We start from the raw sequence: 15,530 nt of genomic DNA, 5'->3' as shown, positions 1-15,530 counted from the left end.
TCTCTTTTCCTTCACTTCACCCCGAGCGCGCTCTGAACGGCTTCCAGGCCGTTCCCGCCGCTCGCCGTGGTCACGCCGTCGAGCCACGACTTCAGCAGTTCCGGATGACGCTTAAGCGCATCCGTCGCGGCTGCATCGACATTGGTCTTCTTCTCCAGCACGTCGGCGATCACGCCGTTTTCAAGATCGACGTTGAACGCCATCTGCCTGAAGAGCCGGCTCACGTTCGGGCATTGCTGCTCGTAGCCGCTGCGGGCCACCGTATTGACCGTCGCGCCGCCGTAGTTCGGGCCGAAATATTTGTCGCCGCCATCCAGATAGGCGAGCTTGAACTTCGTGTTCATGAGATGCGGCTCCCAGCCGAGAAACACGATCCACTTCTTGTCGCGCACCGCGCGCTCCACTTGCGTGAGCATCGCGGTTTCGCTCGATTCGACCAGCTTCCAGTCGCCGAGGCCGAAGGCTTTGTCGTCGACCATGCGCTTGATGTTCTGATTCGCGGGCGCGCCCGGCTCGATGCCGTAGATGCGGTTATCGAACTTGTCGGCGTTCTTCGCGAGGTCCGCGAACGAGTGCACGCCGGCCGCCGCCACATAGTCCGGCACGGCGAGCGTGAACTTCGCGTTGGAGAGATTCGGGCGCACCACGTCGATCGATTTCTCCTCGAAGAACGGCTTCACGAGCGGCGCTTGCGCGGGCATCCAGTTGCCGAGGAAGACGTCGATCTGCCCTTTCTTCATGCCCTGATACGTGATCGGCACCGACAGGTTCGCGACGTTCTGCCGATAGCCCAGCGCCTTGAGCACGATGCCGCTCATCGCGTTGGTCGCGTCGATGTCGGTCCAGCCGGGCCCCGCCATGCGCACCTGCGTGCAGGCCTGCGGCTCGGCTGAAAACGCGTGAGACGCCACGCACGCCAGCGCGGCGGCGAAGAGCGCATGGATGAACCCCTTATTCATGGTGCGTTCCTGTCGGATGGGATGATGAAGGTGAAGGGAATCGCGTTCTCAGTGCTCGACGGCGGGAAAGCGCGCCATCGCTTCGAGATCGTCCAGATCGATGTGATTGCGCATATAGCGCTGGCTCGCATCGACGTGAGGCTGCCAGTCCCACGATTGGATCGTGCCGCGTGTCGTCGCCGCGAAATGAAAGTGGCGCCGCCGCTGGCTTTTCAGCACGTCCTGATGCAACGCGTCGAGGTTCCAGCGGCGCGCGATTTCAGCGCGGAATTCGGCCACTTGCGCGGCGTGACGTTCATCGCCCGCGAGATTTTCGCGCTCGAACGGGTCCGCCTTCACATCGAAGAGCTGATCGGGATCGACGCTCGAGTGAATGAATTTGAAGCGCCCGCGCCGGATCATCACGATGGGCGCGACCGCGCCTTCCGCGAGATATTCGCCGATCGCTTCGTCATGGCCGCCGCTAGCGCGCAGATGCGGCACGAGGCTTCGGCCGTCGATGCTGTCGGGCCACGATTGTGGCGCTTCTCCACGCGCGAACTCGACGAGCGTCGGCAGCACGTCGAGATGCGAGACCGATTCCGCCACGCGACGCGCACGGAACTGCTTCGGCGCATGCACGATGAGCGGCACGCGGCAGCCGCCTTCGAAGAACGTCATCTTGTACCAGAGGCCGCGCTCGCCCAGCATCTCGCCGTGATCGGACGTGACGACGACGATCGTATCGTCGGCCAGGCCGGCCTGTTCCAGCGCTTCGAGGATCGATGCGAACTGATCGTCGACGTAGGACACCGCGCCGTAATACGCGCGGCGCGCGTGACGAATCTGCTGCTCGGTCGGAGGCGTGCGGTCCGCCTCATACACGTGACGCAGGCGCTTCGAATGCGGATCGCATGCGTCGAGCGAATCGCGATACGAAGGCATGTCGATATCTTCATCGCGGTACATGTCCCAGTACTTGCGCGGAATCGCATACGGATCATGCGGATGCGTGAGCGATGCGACCATCATGAAAGGCCGAGCGTCGCGGCCCGCATTGCGCTCTCGTGCGATATCGAAGAGCTTCTGACGCGCGGTGAACGTCACTTCGTCGTCGAAGTCGAGTTGATTGGTGCGCACGCACGGACCCGCGTCGATGACCGAGCTCATGTTGTGATACCACGTCGGGCGCGCATCGGAGTTCTGCCAGTCGGGCGTCCAGCCGAAATCGGCGGGATAGATGTCGGTCGTGAGGCGCTCCTCGAAGCCGTGCAACTGATCCGCGCCGCAGAAATGCATCTTGCCCGAGAGGATCGTGCGATAGCCTTCGGCGCGCAGATAGTGCGCGAAGGTCAGCGTTTCGGAGGGAAATTCGGCGGCGTTGTCGTACGCGCCGATGTTCGATGGCAGCTTGCCCGCGAGTAGCGAGAAGCGCGACGGCGCGCACAGCGGACTTGCGCAATACGCGGATTCGAACACGACGCCTTCTTTCGCGAGCGCATCGATGCGCGGCGTCTTCGTCACGCGATTGCCGTATGCGGAGAGCGCGAAGGGCGTGAGTTGATCGGCCATCAACACGAGGATATTTTGTTTCGTCTCAAGCATGAATGCGTGCCTCGAATAGAATCTTTGATTGAAGCGTTCAGCGTCACTATTGCCGTTTAAATCGCGGCTGTGAAGACAGCAAAACGTTATGCGTTCATAAGGGGGAGTTATGCCGCGGCCGGACCGCCTGCCACCGATGCAGGCGTTATCGATGTTCGAATCCGCCGCGCGTCTCGCGAGCTTCACGGCAGCAGCGCGCGAGCTGGGCTCGACGCAACCCGCCGTGAGCCAGCGCGTCGTGCAGCTGGAGGAATCGCTGGGCGCGCCGCTTTTCGAGCGCGGGCATCGCGGCGTCACGCTCACGGAAGACGGCGCCCGCCTTTTCGATGCGGTGCGTCAGGGGCTCGACCTCATTCGCGCGGCGACATCGGAGATCCGCGCGCGTCACGCGCAACGCACGCTTACGCTCTCGACGGACTTCGGCTTCGCCACCTATTGGCTGATGCCGCGCCTGCCGCAGTTCAAGGCGCTGATGCCCGATGTCGATGTGAAGATCATCACGTCGCAGAGCCTGCCGAGCGCATCGGGCGATCATGCGGATGTCGTCATCGTATTCGGCGATACGCAAGCCGAATGGGGCACGAAGAGCGCCGTCAAGCTCTTTGCCGAGCGCGTGATGCCGGTATGCAGCCCCGCGCTGATCGCGGGCAGGAGCGAACCCGTGTCGCCCGCCGATCTGCTCGGACTGCCGCTTCTGCATCTCGAACCGACCTTTCCCGAGCGCTGGCTCTCGTGGAGCGCGTGGTTTGAAGCGCAAGGCCTCACGGCGCCGCCGACGCACGGCGGCTTCACGTTCAACAGCTATGCGCTCGTCGCGCATGCGGCGGTGATGGGCCAGGGCATTGCGCTCGGCTGGGCGCCGCTCATCGACGAACTCGTCGCGACGGGGCAGCTCGTCGCACTCTGCGATGCGCCGCTCGTCACCGATCGCGGCTACGTGCTCGTCACGCCGCGCGAGCCGCCGGCGGCCGTGCGCGCGTTCAGCGAGTGGCTGCTCGACGAATGCGACGTCGCCGGCTGACGCTTTCGTACTATTCGCTCGGCGGTTCGCTTCTATCCGGGACGAGCGCGCGTTTGCTCTACTAGCGCGTACGCTCGCCGCATTTCGCGGCGCTGCAACCATTCGAATGTGGAGCACGCATGGCAGCCGATTCCCGCTTTGATCAACTGGTGCTTACCGTTTCGTGCCCGAGCGCGGCGGGCCAGGTCGCCGCCATCGTCGGTTTTCTGGAGCGGCATCACGGTTATATCGACGAGCTCACCGTCTTCGATGACGATTTATCGGAACGCTTTTTCGTGCGCTGTGTATTTCATGGCGCGCGTCCTGAAGAGCCGCTCGATCTGGCGATGCTGAAGCGCGAATTCGAGCCGATTGCCGGGCGCTTCTCGATGACCTGGGCGATGCACGATCTCGCAGTGCGGCCGAAGGTGCTCATCATGGTGTCGAAGCTGGAGCACTGTCTCGCCGATTTGCTGTTCCGCTGGCGCATGGGCGAGCTGAAGATGGATATCGTCGGTATCGGGTCGAATCATACTGATCTCGCGCATCTGGCCGAGCAGCATGGCTTGCCGTTTCACCATCTGCCGATCACCGCCGATACGAAGTCGCAGCAGGAAGCGCGTTTGCTCGATCTGTTCGAGACTTCAGGCGCGGAGTTGATGGTGCTTGCGCGGTATATGCAGATTCTTTCTGGCGAGACGAGTCGCAAGCTTGCCGGGCGTGCGATCAATATTCATCATTCGTTCTTGCCGGGGTTCAAGGGTGCGAAGCCTTATCATCAGGCGCATACGCGAGGGGTCAAGTTGATCGGCGCGACGGCGCATTTCGTCACCGATGATCTCGATGAAGGGCCGATCATCGAGCAGGAAGTCGAGCGGGTCGATCATTCTTATGGCCCGGAGCGGTTGTTGGCTACCGGGCGGGATGTGGAGTGCATTACGCTGGCGCGGGCTGTCAAGGCGTTTATCGAGCGGCGGGTGTTTATCAATGGGGAGCGGACGGTGGTTTTGCGGTAGCGCCGGATTCCGGGTTCTTTTTGGTTTATTAGCGCTGCCCCGAAGAACGGCTTTCGCCGGATCCCGTTTTGTTTGTGGTCTATTAGCACTGCCCCTATGCGGGGCGGCAGTCACTTTCTTTGCTGCTGCAAAGAAAGTAACCAAAGAAAGCAGCTCCACACGCCCGCGGTCACACGCAGTTTGGCCATGCTTGCCATGTGATCGTGGGCTGCCTAAGTGTCGCCCTCATAGGCCCAACCGCGCTTGGATCGCGCACGGTCTGTCTCATCGCACCACTCCACTTGCTGGTTCAGCACCAAATAGCGCCGGCACAGCGCTACGCGCTGCCGCTGGGTCTACAAGGGAAACCAACGAAGCACCCACGCAGTGAGATGGAAGCATTAGCAAGACATTACGGGCGGACCCGATTGACCCAACGGCCGCGAAGCGGGCCGGAGCCATTTGGCGCTGAGCCAGTGAGTCAAGCGGTGCGAGGCGACAGACCGTGCGCGAGCCAAGCCCGGTCAGACCTTTGAGGGCGACACTTAGGCAGCCCACGATCGCCTGGCAAGCATGGCCAAACTGCGTGTGACCGCGGGCATATCGAGCTGCTTTCTTTGGTTACTTTCTTTGCAGCAGCAAAGAAAGTGACTGCCGCCCCGCACAGGGGCAACGCTAATAAACCAATAACAAAACGGGATCCGGCGAAAAAAAAAGCGCCGCAGGAAATAAAACCCACGACGCTCCAGCGTTGCCCAACGCAAAAAAACCTCACTTAGTCCAGCTATCCACCCGATCCCCATGCGCGCTGATCCAGGCATCAGCCGCCGCCTGCGGTTTCTCACCATTCTGCGTAGCAAGCATCACACTATCGATCTCGCCTGGCTTCCACTGAAACTTCTTCAAAAAGGCCACCACCTGCGGCGCCTTCTTCTCGAGATCAGGATTGACCACGCTATCCACGTGCTCGGCATCGCCGAAAACCTTCTTCGGATCTTCAAGGAATTTCAGCTTGTACTTGGCGAACATCCAGTGCGGCTTCCAGCCAGTCACGATGATCGGCTTGTTGGCCGCTTCCGAACGCGCCAGTTCCGCCGTCATCGCCGAACCCGAGCTCGGCAGCAGCTTGTAGTCGAGGTTGTAGGCCTTGATGGCCTCGCTCGTCTTCTGCATCACGCCCGCGCCCGCGTCGATGCCGACGATGCGCGAATCGAATTCCGCCTTCTTCGCTTCGAGATCCGACAGGCTGTTGACGTCGACATTCTCCGGCACGATCAGACCGATCTTCGCATCCTGAAAGTTCGGCCCCAGATTCACGACCTTCGACTTGAAGTTGTTCCAGTACGCGCCATGCGTGACCGGTAGCCACGCCGAAAGCGTCGCATCCAGATCGCCGCGCGCGACGCCCTGCCACATCACGCCCGCCGCCACCGGCACGAGCTGCACCGGATAACCCAGCTTCTTCTCGATGACTCGTGCCGCGACATTCGACGTCGCAACGCTATCGTCCCAGCCCTCGACGTAACCGATCTTGATCGTCGGCTTATCCGCGGCGCTTGCCATAAAGCTCGAAGCCAGGGCAGCGGTCATCGCCCCAAGTACGAGCATTCTTCTCATCGGTTTCATTTGGTTTCCCCTTTGCGGCCCCACGCCGTGTAGCGAACAGAATCACCAGCCAGAATTGGCCCGTAACGCACTTTTCCGACACTCAGTTGTCAAGAAACGACGCACCCCGATCAGGGTCCGAGGACTTCACTTATCGACGACGAGATCGCTCAAAGGCTTGCTGCAGCACAGCAGCACCATGCCCTGATCGATCTCGCGCTGACGAATGCCGCCCGCGTGCTTCATGCTCACTTCGCCGGACACGAGCTTCACCTTGCAGGTGCCGCACATGCCCTGCGTGCACGAAGAAGGCAGACGCACGCCCGCTTTCTTCGCGGCATCGAGCACGTGTTCGCCGCTGCCGCATTCGATGTCGCGCCGGCTCTTCGCGAAGCTCACCTTGAACCTCGTTTCGACTGGCGCGACTTCGATCGTCTCGATCGTCGAGATCGGTTCAATCGGCGCCGGTTCGAAACCGGCCGCTTCTTCACGCGCTTCGACGAAATCCGTCTGCGTCGCGAGCGCATCGGCGACATGCGCAGTCGTCAGCTCCGCCGCGACGTCTTCGACGACACCGAACGAGAAGCTCTCCTCGTGATAATGCTTGCGATCGAAACCACCTTCGTCGAGCAGGTCGCGCACCGCCTTCATGTATGGCGCAGGGCCGCACGTGAAGATTTCGCGCTCGAGAAAGTCCGGTGCGATCAGCTTGAGCAACGGCAGGCTCAGAAAGCCCGTCACGCCCGGCCAGCTCGTGCGCGCGCCGATACGCTCGCATACGAAGGACGTGCGGAAGTTCTTGTGATTCGACGCGATCAGATCGAGCTCGCGCGCAAAGATGATGTCGTCGGGCGTGCGCGCGCTGTGCACGAACACGATGTCGGCATCGTCGCCGAGCTCGTGATGCGCGCGGCTCATCGACATGAGCGGCGTGATGCCCGAGCCCGCCGACAGAAACAGGTACTTGCGCGACGGATGACGCGCGCACGTGAATTCGCCCGACGGCCCGAGCACGCGCACGGTCGAGCCCGCGACGACGTTATCGTGCAGCCAATTCGACACCTTGCCGCCCGGCACCCGCTTCACCGTGATGGAGATCGTGTGCGGGCGAGTCGGCGCGGACGAGATCGTGTAGCAGCGGTTGATCTGCTCGCCGTCGATATCGAGTTCGAGCGTGATGAATTGCCCCGGCTCGAATACGAACGTGCGCTCGCCGGGCGCATTGAAGAAAAAGCTCTTGACGTCGTGCGTTTCCTGCCGGACGTGACAGCAGACGAGCGTCTCGTCGGTGTCGCAGTCCCAGCGCACGGGCAGCGTTCCCCAGAATTTCGGCTGGGTCACGCGGCTTTCGGTCGGCTCGAACGTAGCCTGATCGCGCATCATGTTCTGCTCCTGCTACGACTGCTTTAGCGCATGAAGGAAACGACTTTCTCGCCGTGCGACGCATCGACGCCGTGTTGCGGCGTATCGGCGTAATCGGCAAGACGTCCGATGTACCACTCGCAAAACTTCTCGACGAGGCCTTCCGTGAACGGCGAATACGGACCCGGCTCGTACGCGTTGCTGGCGACGCCAAGCTGCGAATACTCGACGAGGGTGCGGTCCTGATCGTTCGTCGCGCGCCACACTGCCGTGAGGTTGTCGACGTCGTAATCGATGCCTTCGCGCGCATCCTTGTGCACGAGCCATTTCGTGCGCACGAGCGTTTCACCCGATGCAAGCGGAATCACGCAGAACGTCACGATGTGATCGCTCATGAAGTGATGCCATGAATTCGGCTGCGTCCAGAACGACAGCCCGCCCAGGTCCGCGCGCTCGAAACCGCCGAGCAGCTTCTTCGATGCGACCTTCGCGTCGAGCGTCTGCGATTCGCCTTCACGGTCGAGCGGCAGCCGTTGCGTGCGAAAGCCGGTGACGAGATCGGCGAGGCGTTCGATTTCGGCGGACGGCAGGCACATCGCTTCCCATTGCTTCGTGCGCTCTTCGACGGTCTTCTCGAACGCCGCCATGCCTTCCTCGTTGGCAGGCGAGCGCTGATAGCCGAAGCCATATTCATAGAGCGAAATGGTCAGTTCCGGATGGTTCGCGACGCAGTGATAGCACTCGCGATTGTTTTCCATCGTGAGCTTCCAGTTGCCTTTCTCGACGATGTCGATGCTCGCCGCGATCTTGCAGTCCTTCAGGCCATGCGGCGCAAGATACGGCTCCATCGCTTCGCGCATCACGGCAAAGTCGGCGGGCGGATCGTCGGCGAGGCAGATGAAAATGAGGCCGGCCAGATTCTGCACGTGCACTTTCTTCAGGCTGTGCTTGCAGCGGTCGAACTGGTCGCCCATATGCTCGGCAAACATCAGGTCGCCGGAGAGGTTGTAAGTCCAGCTGTGATACGGGCACACGATATTGCCGAGCGAGCCCTTCTCCTGATTGCACAGGCGCGCGCCGCGATGGCGGCACACGTTGTAGAAGGCGCGGATCTCCATGTCGTCGTCGCGCACGATCAGGATCGAATCGTGCCCGATCTCGATCGTGGTGTAGTCGCCCGGCTCGGGAATGTCCGGTTCTACGGCGACCTGAATCCAGGTCTTGCGGAAAATGGCATCGAGGTCGAGCGCGTGGATTTCTTCGCTCGTGTAGAACGGGGCCTCGAGCGTGTGGCCCTTTTTGCGGCGTTCGATCAAAGCGCGAACGTCTGCCGAAACTTTCATCGTGTGCTCCGTTTTGCGTCACGTCTGGTGCCCCGCCAAACACCTTTGAACGCGGGCTGCTGCTTTCTTGTGTGGGTCGCCCGGCTGGGCTGAAAATCAGTAATCGACGAGTTGATGCTCGCGCAAATACGCCAGAATCACTTGTGCTTTTTCGACGGAACTCCCTTCAATTACGACGCTGCCGCCGCGGCTTTCGGTCGTCGTCGCGCCGAGCATGCGCGCGTGGCCCGAGCGCTTCTCGGGCGCGGCCAGCTTCTTCGGCTTCGCCGTGATGGGGCCGACGTTCCATGCCGCAGCTTCCTTGTCGGCGGGGGCGCTCGCGGCGACCGGCGCGACGTGGCCTTCACGCATGCGCGCATACGCATAGCGCGGCGCGGCGTTGGCGAGCGGATGCACCGCGACGAGCGCGGGCAGCGTCGTGCGCACGCGGCGGCGCAAACCCTTCGGCATGAACTGGCGCACTTCCACGCCTTCCTGCGTCACGCTGACATCGACGGCCGCCCCGACGAGCGGAACGTTCAGCGCATCCGCGAGCTTGTAAGGCAGCGTGCCGCTGTCGAATGCGCCTTCGGCGCGCGTGCCGGTGAACACGAGGTCATAACCCGCGAGCCGCGCGCCGAGCGCGGCGCACGCGTCGCCTTGCGTGTTGAGCACTTCGACTTTCGGCGCGCCGAGCGCGAGATATTCGGCGAGCGCCGGATTCGCGGGATCGCCTGCGTGCAGCACGTCGAGTTGCGCGCGCTGCGCTTTGGCAATGTCGATGGCGATCGTCAACGCGGCCGCATCGTTGCGGCTGTAGCGCGCCGTGCCGCTGACGGGATGGCGGCCGGTGGAAACCAGAACGGCGATTTTCATGCTGCAACTCCTTCGGCCACGCGCGCGGTCTGCAGGATCGATGTGCCGTTGGCACGCGCGGCGCGCGCGGCGGCGGCGGCATCGGTCAGCGCCTTGATCGTTTCCTGTGTGTCCGCGACGATCGTAAGGTTCGCGCGCTTCGCAATCGGCGCGCTCGCATCGAGATTCACGGCGATCACGTGACGGCAATCCTTGATGCCCTGCAAGTGCTGCACGGCGCCCGAAATGCCGAACGCAATATACACGCTCGCTTCCACGGTCTTGCCCGTTGCGCCGATCTGCTTGTCGCGCGTGAACTTGCCATCGTCGACGGCGACGCGGCTCGCACCGATCGCCGCGCCCAGCGTGCCCGCAAGTGCCTCGAAAGCGGCGATGTCGGACACGCCGTTGCCCGCCGACACGATGAAGTCCGCTTCTTCCAGCGCGACCTGCGCGGCGTCCATTTCCTCGATGCCGAGATCGACGTACGCGCTCGCTTTCGATGCCGGCACGATACCCTCCGGATTCACCGCCTCGCCCGCGCCGACGAAAGGCAGCTTCGCATCGACGGCATTGGCTGCAAGCAGAACCACATCGGGCAATGCACGCGATGCGACCGCGCGCCCCGCATGCGCATACGACGCGGCATGCGCCGCATCGAGCTCGACGACGTGCGTTGCAATCGACGCGTCGGCGCGCGCGGCGTAACGGCGGCCGAGATCGCCGTCGCCGGTCGCGTTGTCGGGCATGAAGATCTGCGCCGGTGCGAAAGCCGAGACGCATGCCGTCAACGCCCGCACTTCTTCATCGGGCGCGTAGTTGCGCCGGTCGAACGCGGGCAGTTCGATGAAACGATCCGCGCCCAGCGCCGCGGCATCGTCCTTGAATTCGCCGAACGCGATCAGCACGACGTCGGTCTGATCGTCCGCGAGCAAGGCCGCGGCGGCGAGCGCCTGGCGCGCGTGATCGTCGAGCGCGCCGCGATCCGTATGCGCCGCGACGAGCAGCGAGCGTGTCGCGCGCTTCGTCGTGCGGCGCGGTTTCACCGCCTCCCTGTGACCGCCGTGCGTGAAATCCAGCACGACGCCGTTGCCGACTTCACCGAGCGTGATGCGCTTCAGCCCGGCGGCCGTAACGATGAAAGGCCGGCGCGGATCGATTCGTTTGATGTCGTTCATGGCTTCACTCCAGCGCTGCGGCGACGAGTTCCGCCACGTCGAGCACTTCGGGACGAGGACCGACCACGCCTTCCAGCATCGCGGTGCATTGCGGGCAACCGACCGCGACCACATCGGCGCTGACCGATCTCGCATCGGCGATGCGGATATCGGGAATGCGCTGCTTGCCGGGGATATCGGTCAGCGGCGCGCCGCCGCCACCGCCGCAGCAGCGCGCGCGCATGCCGTGACGTTCCATCTCGACGACCTTGATGCCGATGGTCTTCAAGAGCTTGCGCGGCGCTTCCGTTTCGCCGTTGTAGCGGCCGAGATAGCACGGATCGTGATACGTGATCTTCTTGTCCGCGAGCACGGCGGCGGCCTTCGGCGAGAGCTTGCCGCTCGCGACGAGCTCGGCCATGAACGCGGTGTGATGCTGCACTTCGTAATAGCCGCCGAGCGCGCGATATTCGTTGCGCAGGCTGTGCAGCACGTGCGGATCGGCCGTGACGATGCGGCGGAACTGGTACTGCGAAAGCGTGTTCATCAGTTTCGACGCGCATTGCTGGAACGTGGCTTCGTCGCCCAGACGGCGCGCCGTGTCGCCGGTATCCGTTTCGGCGCCGCCGAGCACCGCATAGTCGACGCCCGCCTTGTTCATCACCTTCGCCAGTGCGCGCAGCGTGCGTTGATAGCGCATGTCGAACGCGCCTTCGCCCGCGATCAGCAGCACATCCACCGGACGGCCCGGTTGCGCGACCTGCACTTGCAGATCCACCGACCAGTCATAGCGTGCGCCGATGTCGTAGCCGTTCTGACTGCCCGTCTCGCGCAGATTCGCGAGCGTGATCGGCCCCTTGCCCGGCACGCTGCCTTCGACGAGCGTCTGGTTGCGCCGCATGTCGACGATCGCATCGACGTGTTCGATCAGCATCGGGCACTCCTGCACGCACGCGCGGCACGTCGTGCAGGACCAGATCGTGTCCGCTTCGATCATCTGCGAGATGAGCGGCCTGGCCGGACCGCCCGTGTGCCTGCCGACGGGAATGCCGGGCGTCGGGCTGCCCGCGTATTGCGAGTCCGAGCCGCCGACCATGCCCACGACCAGATCCTGAATCAGCTTCTTCGGATTGAGCGGCTGACCCGACGCGAACGCGGGACACGCAGCTTCGCACTTGCCGCATTGCACGCAGGCATCGAAGCTCAACAGCTGATTCCAGCGAAACTCGACCGGCTTGCCGACGCCGTATTCCTTCGCATCCAGCACGGGCTTTTTCAGCGCGGTCGGCGGCACGACTTCCTGGTGCGTGTTCGCCCTGAAGCGCTCCTGACGCGGATGGAACGCGAGATGCAGCAGACCCGCCATCGCGTGCTTCATCGGGCCGCCCTGCGCCGCGCCGAAGGTCATCGTGTATGCGCCCGCGGCGATCAGCAGCGCGACGATGATCGCGAGCGCGCCGGACATCCACGATGCGGGCAGCAGCATGAACAACGCAAGGCCGAGCGCGAACGAGCCGAGCAGAAGCGGCAGGCTGTCCCACGGTCCATGCGACAGGCGCGCGGGCACGTTCTTCGCATGACGGCGCCGGTACACGAACACCGCGCCGGCGAGCATGATGATCGCCGCGAGGAAGATCGCGCGGTCGAGCCACGGCGAGTAGATCGCGAGGCCGTAGTTGATGAAGACGAGCGCCATTGCGGCAATCGCGCCGCCCGCGGTCGCCACGTGCGTCTTCGCGATATACGGGTCGCGCGCCACGACATGATGCAGATCGACGAAATAGCGCTTAGGGATGTTGAGCAGATTCGCCCATCCGTACGCGCCGGCCGCCGTCGCGCGCCCTTCGCGCCAATACGCTGCGCGCTTGAGCAGGGCGAACGCGAGGCCCGCCACCGAAAGCCACAGCAGCGCGGTGATGACAAACACGGGGTTCATCGTCGAATACCTCGTTAGAAGTCTTTGCAGAGGCGCAGCGAATCGTAGATCGCGCTGTGGATGTTGTGCATCGAGATGCAGTCGCCGACGCGAAACAGCAGGAAGCGCCCGTTGCCGAGTTCTTCGCTCAGGCACGGCTGCGGTTGCGATGCGAACAACGTATGCACATCGATTTGCCCGCGATTGAGCGACTCGGGCTTGAGCTTCCAGTAAAGCGCGTCGTTCGGCGTGATGCCGTTCTCGATCACGACCTGATCCACCGCGCGTTCTTCCTGCTCTTCCGTGTACTCGTTGCGGATGACGGCGATCTTCTTGCCGTCTTCGTCGTACACCTTGTCGAGCCAGTAGTTCGGCGTGTGGATCACGCCCTGCGCATAGAGGCGTCGATAGAAAATCGGGAACGTGGTGCCGCCGGTGTCGTCGGCGACCTTCACGTCCGGTGTGACGATCTCGACGTTATTGCCCTTCGACGCGATGAAGTCCGCGACGCCCGCGCCGGCATGCGTCGAGACGCCGTCATAGACGAGCACGTTCTTGCCCGGCTCGACCTTGCCCGAGAGGATGTCCCACGAGCCGACCGCGAGGCCTTGCTCGACGCCCCACGCGGGCACCTGGCCCGTGAACGACGAGCCGCCCGTCGCGAGCACGACGATGTCCGGCTTCTCGGCCATGATCATCTTGTCGTCGGCTGCGACACCGAGACGGCGATCGACGCCCAGACGCTTCGTCTCCATGTCGAACCAGCGCACGATACCGGCCATCTGCTCACGCTGCGGCGCCTTTGCGGCGAGCATGATCTGACCGCCGACGTAATCGTTCTTTTCGAACAGCACGACGTCATGGCCGCGCGAACGCGCGACGCGCGCCGCTTCCAGGCCCGCGGGGCCCGCGCCGACCACGACGACCTTGCGCTTCGGCCCGCGCGTCTTTTCGATGACATGCGGCATCGTCGCCTCACGCGAGGTCGCCGCGTTCTGCACGCACAGCACGTCGAGGCCGTTGTACTGACGGTCGATGCAATAGTTCGCGCCGACGCACTGCTTGATTTCGTCCTCGCGGCCATCGCGAATCTTGATGACCATGTGCGGATCGGCGATCTGCGCCCGCGTCATGCCGACGAGATCGACCATGCCGTTCGCGAGGAGGCGCTCGGCCTGACCCGCGTCACGAATGCTCTGCGCATGCATGATCGGCAGCTTCACGACCGACTTGATGCCCGCCGCGAGATGGACGAACGGCTCGGGCGGCAGCGCCATCGGCGGCATGCAGTTGGCGAGCGTGTTGTGCGTATCCGCGCCTGAGCCGATTACGCCAACGTAATCGATGAGGCCGCTTTCGGACATCGCCTGCGCGATCTCTTTCAGGTTCTCGTGAGAAAGCCCGTCTTCATGGAACTCGTCGCCGCACATGCGCAGGCCGACGCAGAAGTCCGCGCCCACTGCTTCACGTACGGCTTTCAATACTTCGGTGCCGAAGCGCAAGCGGTTCTCCAGAGAGCCGCCCCATTCGTCGGTACGAAAGTTGGTGCGCGGGCTCCAGAACTGATCGATCAGATGCTGGTGCGCCGCGGAGATCTCGATGCCGTCCATCCCCGCATCCTTCACGCGCTTGGCGGCCGCGGCGAAGTCGGCGATGATGCGCTTGATCTCTTCCACTTCGATGATCTTCGCGTTGCCGCGATGCACCGGCTCGCGCACGCCAGATGGCGACATCAGATGCGGCCAGTGCTCGCCGTGCCAGGCGGAACGGCGGCCCATGTGCGTCGCCTGGATCATGATGAACGCGCCATGACGATGCATCGCTTCGGCAAGACGCGCGAGCGGATCGATGACCTTGTCGGTCGCGAGGTTCACCGACTTCCACCAGCCTTGCGGGCTGTCGATCGAAACCGGACTCGAACCGCCGCACACGGCGAGGCCGACGCCGCCCTTCGCTTTCTCCTCGTAGTAGCGGATATAGCGGTCGCCGGGCAGGCCGCCCGGTTCGGCATAGACCTCCGCATGCGCGGTGCTGACGATGCGGTTGCGCAACGTGAGCTTGTTGAGCTGGAGAGGCTTGAAAAGGTTCGGGTAACGCATTGCGATCGACCTCGGAATGGATTTGCTTCGGTGCGTGGCGCTTACAGCGGCGACACTTCGAACACGCAATGATCGTGTCCCTCGGCGGCGCATTGCGTCTCGATCGACTTCGAGCGCGGGCCTTTCTTCGCGCTGTCGGGCGCAGTGTCGTTCACCCAGTCCATCGCGCCGGCGAACCAGCCCGCGAACATGTAGCAGAGCTTGCCCTGCTTGCCCGGCTGCTGGAGCACGAACGACGAGTGACGCAGATGGATGCGCGCATGCGAAGTCGCCGGATCGGCTTCGACGATGTCGAACAAGCCCCAGCCGCGCTGCGACAAACGCTTAAGGTAGTGCTCGAACACGGCCATGCCGCTGATGCCGTGCTTCTCGGCTTCTTTATCGCACCAGTGATACGCGGACTTGTAGCCGGCCTTGTACAGAATCTCCGCATACGCATCGCGGCCGAGCGCTTCCTCGACGGCGACGTGATTGTTCGTGAAGAAATGGCGCGGCACGTAGAGCATCGGCAGCGCATCGGTGGTCCAGACGCCGGTTTGCGGATCGACGTCGATAGGCAGTTGAGGTTGCATCGCAGGGTTCCTTGTATTTGTCGTTGGTGATCAGACGTTCCAGACTTCGCCGAAGAAGCGCATCCAGTTTTCGCCCATCACTTTCTTGATGCGCGACTCGCTCCA

General features: G+C 63.0%; 12 protein-coding genes. 2 read left to right on the top strand and 10 right to left on the bottom strand.

All coding sequences use genetic code 11. The annotated features are described in order from the left end of the window. Positions 1-11 precede the first annotated feature (11 nt). Positions 12-959, bottom strand: a complete 948-nt coding sequence (locus NCT32_RS14210) for a choline ABC transporter substrate-binding protein (RefSeq protein WP_061120807.1) — start codon at positions 957-959, stop codon at positions 12-14. Positions 960-1,007: 48 nt separating this feature from the next. Further along, positions 1,008-2,543, bottom strand: coding sequence for a choline-sulfatase (gene betC, locus NCT32_RS14205; RefSeq protein WP_061120806.1), 1,536 nt, complete (start codon positions 2,541-2,543; stop codon positions 1,008-1,010). 109 nt (positions 2,544-2,652) lie between these two features. Between betC and NCT32_RS14200 the strand changes: the two genes are divergently transcribed. After that, a complete protein-coding gene (locus NCT32_RS14200) occupies positions 2,653-3,564 on the top strand; it encodes a choline sulfate utilization transcriptional regulator (protein ID WP_061120805.1) in 912 nt (303 codons plus the stop codon). Between the two features lie 119 nt (positions 3,565-3,683). Next, a complete protein-coding gene (purU, locus tag NCT32_RS14195; protein WP_250477262.1) occupies positions 3,684-4,559 on the top strand; it encodes a formyltetrahydrofolate deformylase in 876 nt (291 codons plus the stop codon). A gap of 750 nt (positions 4,560-5,309) precedes the next feature. Here the strand turns inward: purU and NCT32_RS14190 are convergent. The 8 genes from NCT32_RS14190 to NCT32_RS14155 form a co-directional block, all read right to left on the bottom strand. Further along, on the bottom strand, positions 5,310-6,164 hold the full coding sequence (locus NCT32_RS14190; protein ID WP_061120803.1) for a glycine betaine ABC transporter substrate-binding protein: 855 nt from the start codon (positions 6,162-6,164) through the stop codon (positions 5,310-5,312). Between the two features lie 126 nt (positions 6,165-6,290). Continuing rightward, positions 6,291-7,526: a hybrid-cluster NAD(P)-dependent oxidoreductase gene (locus tag NCT32_RS14185; RefSeq protein WP_061120802.1), complete on the bottom strand. Its 1,236-nt coding sequence runs from the start codon at positions 7,524-7,526 to the stop codon at positions 6,291-6,293. 23 nt (positions 7,527-7,549) lie between these two features. Next, positions 7,550-8,848 carry an SRPBCC family protein gene (locus tag NCT32_RS14180; RefSeq protein WP_061120801.1) on the bottom strand — a complete coding sequence of 433 codons (1,299 nt, stop codon included), beginning with the start codon at positions 8,846-8,848 and terminating at the stop codon, positions 7,550-7,552. A 96-nt stretch (positions 8,849-8,944) separates the two neighbouring features. Further along, a complete protein-coding gene (locus tag NCT32_RS14175; protein WP_061120800.1) occupies positions 8,945-9,703 on the bottom strand; it encodes a drug:proton antiporter in 759 nt (252 codons plus the stop codon). Then, positions 9,700-10,860, bottom strand: a complete 1,161-nt coding sequence (locus NCT32_RS14170) for an electron transfer flavoprotein subunit alpha/FixB family protein (protein WP_061120799.1) — start codon at positions 10,858-10,860, stop codon at positions 9,700-9,702. The genes NCT32_RS14175 and NCT32_RS14170 overlap by 4 nt, the downstream gene beginning before the upstream one ends. A gap of 4 nt (positions 10,861-10,864) precedes the next feature. Then, positions 10,865-12,775 carry a (Fe-S)-binding protein gene (locus NCT32_RS14165; RefSeq protein ID WP_061120798.1) on the bottom strand — a complete coding sequence of 637 codons (1,911 nt, stop codon included), beginning with the start codon at positions 12,773-12,775 and terminating at the stop codon, positions 10,865-10,867. 14 nt (positions 12,776-12,789) lie between these two features. Continuing rightward, positions 12,790-14,853, bottom strand: a complete 2,064-nt coding sequence (locus NCT32_RS14160; RefSeq protein WP_061120797.1) for an NADH:flavin oxidoreductase — start codon at positions 14,851-14,853, stop codon at positions 12,790-12,792. Positions 14,854-14,894: 41 nt separating this feature from the next. Beyond that, positions 14,895-15,425 (bottom strand): DUF5943 domain-containing protein, encoded by a 531-nt coding sequence (locus NCT32_RS14155; RefSeq protein ID WP_061120796.1) that lies wholly within the window; start codon positions 15,423-15,425, stop codon positions 14,895-14,897. Positions 15,426-15,530 lie beyond the last annotated feature (105 nt).

It is taken from the genome of Caballeronia sp. INML2, from assembly GCF_023631365.1.
Classification (GTDB): domain Bacteria; phylum Pseudomonadota; class Gammaproteobacteria; order Burkholderiales; family Burkholderiaceae; genus Caballeronia; species Caballeronia turbans.
The sequence above is the reverse complement of the archived record's forward strand: the minus strand, read 5'-3'. Positions and strand labels throughout refer to the sequence as shown.

What these genes read in the sequence shown, in the direction of transcription:
- NCT32_RS14210 (WP_061120807.1), bottom strand. Translation starts at nt 959, where the DNA reads ATGAATAAGGGGTTCATCCATGCGCTCTTCGCCGCCGCGCTGGCGTGC.
- betC (WP_061120806.1), bottom strand. Translation starts at nt 2,543, where the DNA reads ATGCTTGAGACGAAACAAAATATCCTCGTGTTGATGGCCGATCAACTC.
- NCT32_RS14200 (WP_061120805.1), top strand. Translation starts at nt 2,653, where the DNA reads ATGCCGCGGCCGGACCGCCTGCCACCGATGCAGGCGTTATCGATGTTC.
- purU (WP_250477262.1), top strand. Translation starts at nt 3,684, where the DNA reads ATGGCAGCCGATTCCCGCTTTGATCAACTGGTGCTTACCGTTTCGTGC.
- NCT32_RS14190 (WP_061120803.1), bottom strand. Translation starts at nt 6,164, where the DNA reads ATGAAACCGATGAGAAGAATGCTCGTACTTGGGGCGATGACCGCTGCC.
- NCT32_RS14185 (WP_061120802.1), bottom strand. Translation starts at nt 7,526, where the DNA reads ATGATGCGCGATCAGGCTACGTTCGAGCCGACCGAAAGCCGCGTGACC.
- NCT32_RS14180 (WP_061120801.1), bottom strand. Translation starts at nt 8,848, where the DNA reads ATGAAAGTTTCGGCAGACGTTCGCGCTTTGATCGAACGCCGCAAAAAG.
- NCT32_RS14175 (WP_061120800.1), bottom strand. Translation starts at nt 9,703, where the DNA reads ATGAAAATCGCCGTTCTGGTTTCCACCGGCCGCCATCCCGTCAGCGGC.
- NCT32_RS14170 (WP_061120799.1), bottom strand. Translation starts at nt 10,860, where the DNA reads ATGAACGACATCAAACGAATCGATCCGCGCCGGCCTTTCATCGTTACG.
- NCT32_RS14165 (WP_061120798.1), bottom strand. Translation starts at nt 12,775, where the DNA reads ATGAACCCCGTGTTTGTCATCACCGCGCTGCTGTGGCTTTCGGTGGCG.
- NCT32_RS14160 (WP_061120797.1), bottom strand. Translation starts at nt 14,853, where the DNA reads ATGCGTTACCCGAACCTTTTCAAGCCTCTCCAGCTCAACAAGCTCACG.
- NCT32_RS14155 (WP_061120796.1), bottom strand. Translation starts at nt 15,425, where the DNA reads ATGCAACCTCAACTGCCTATCGACGTCGATCCGCAAACCGGCGTCTGG.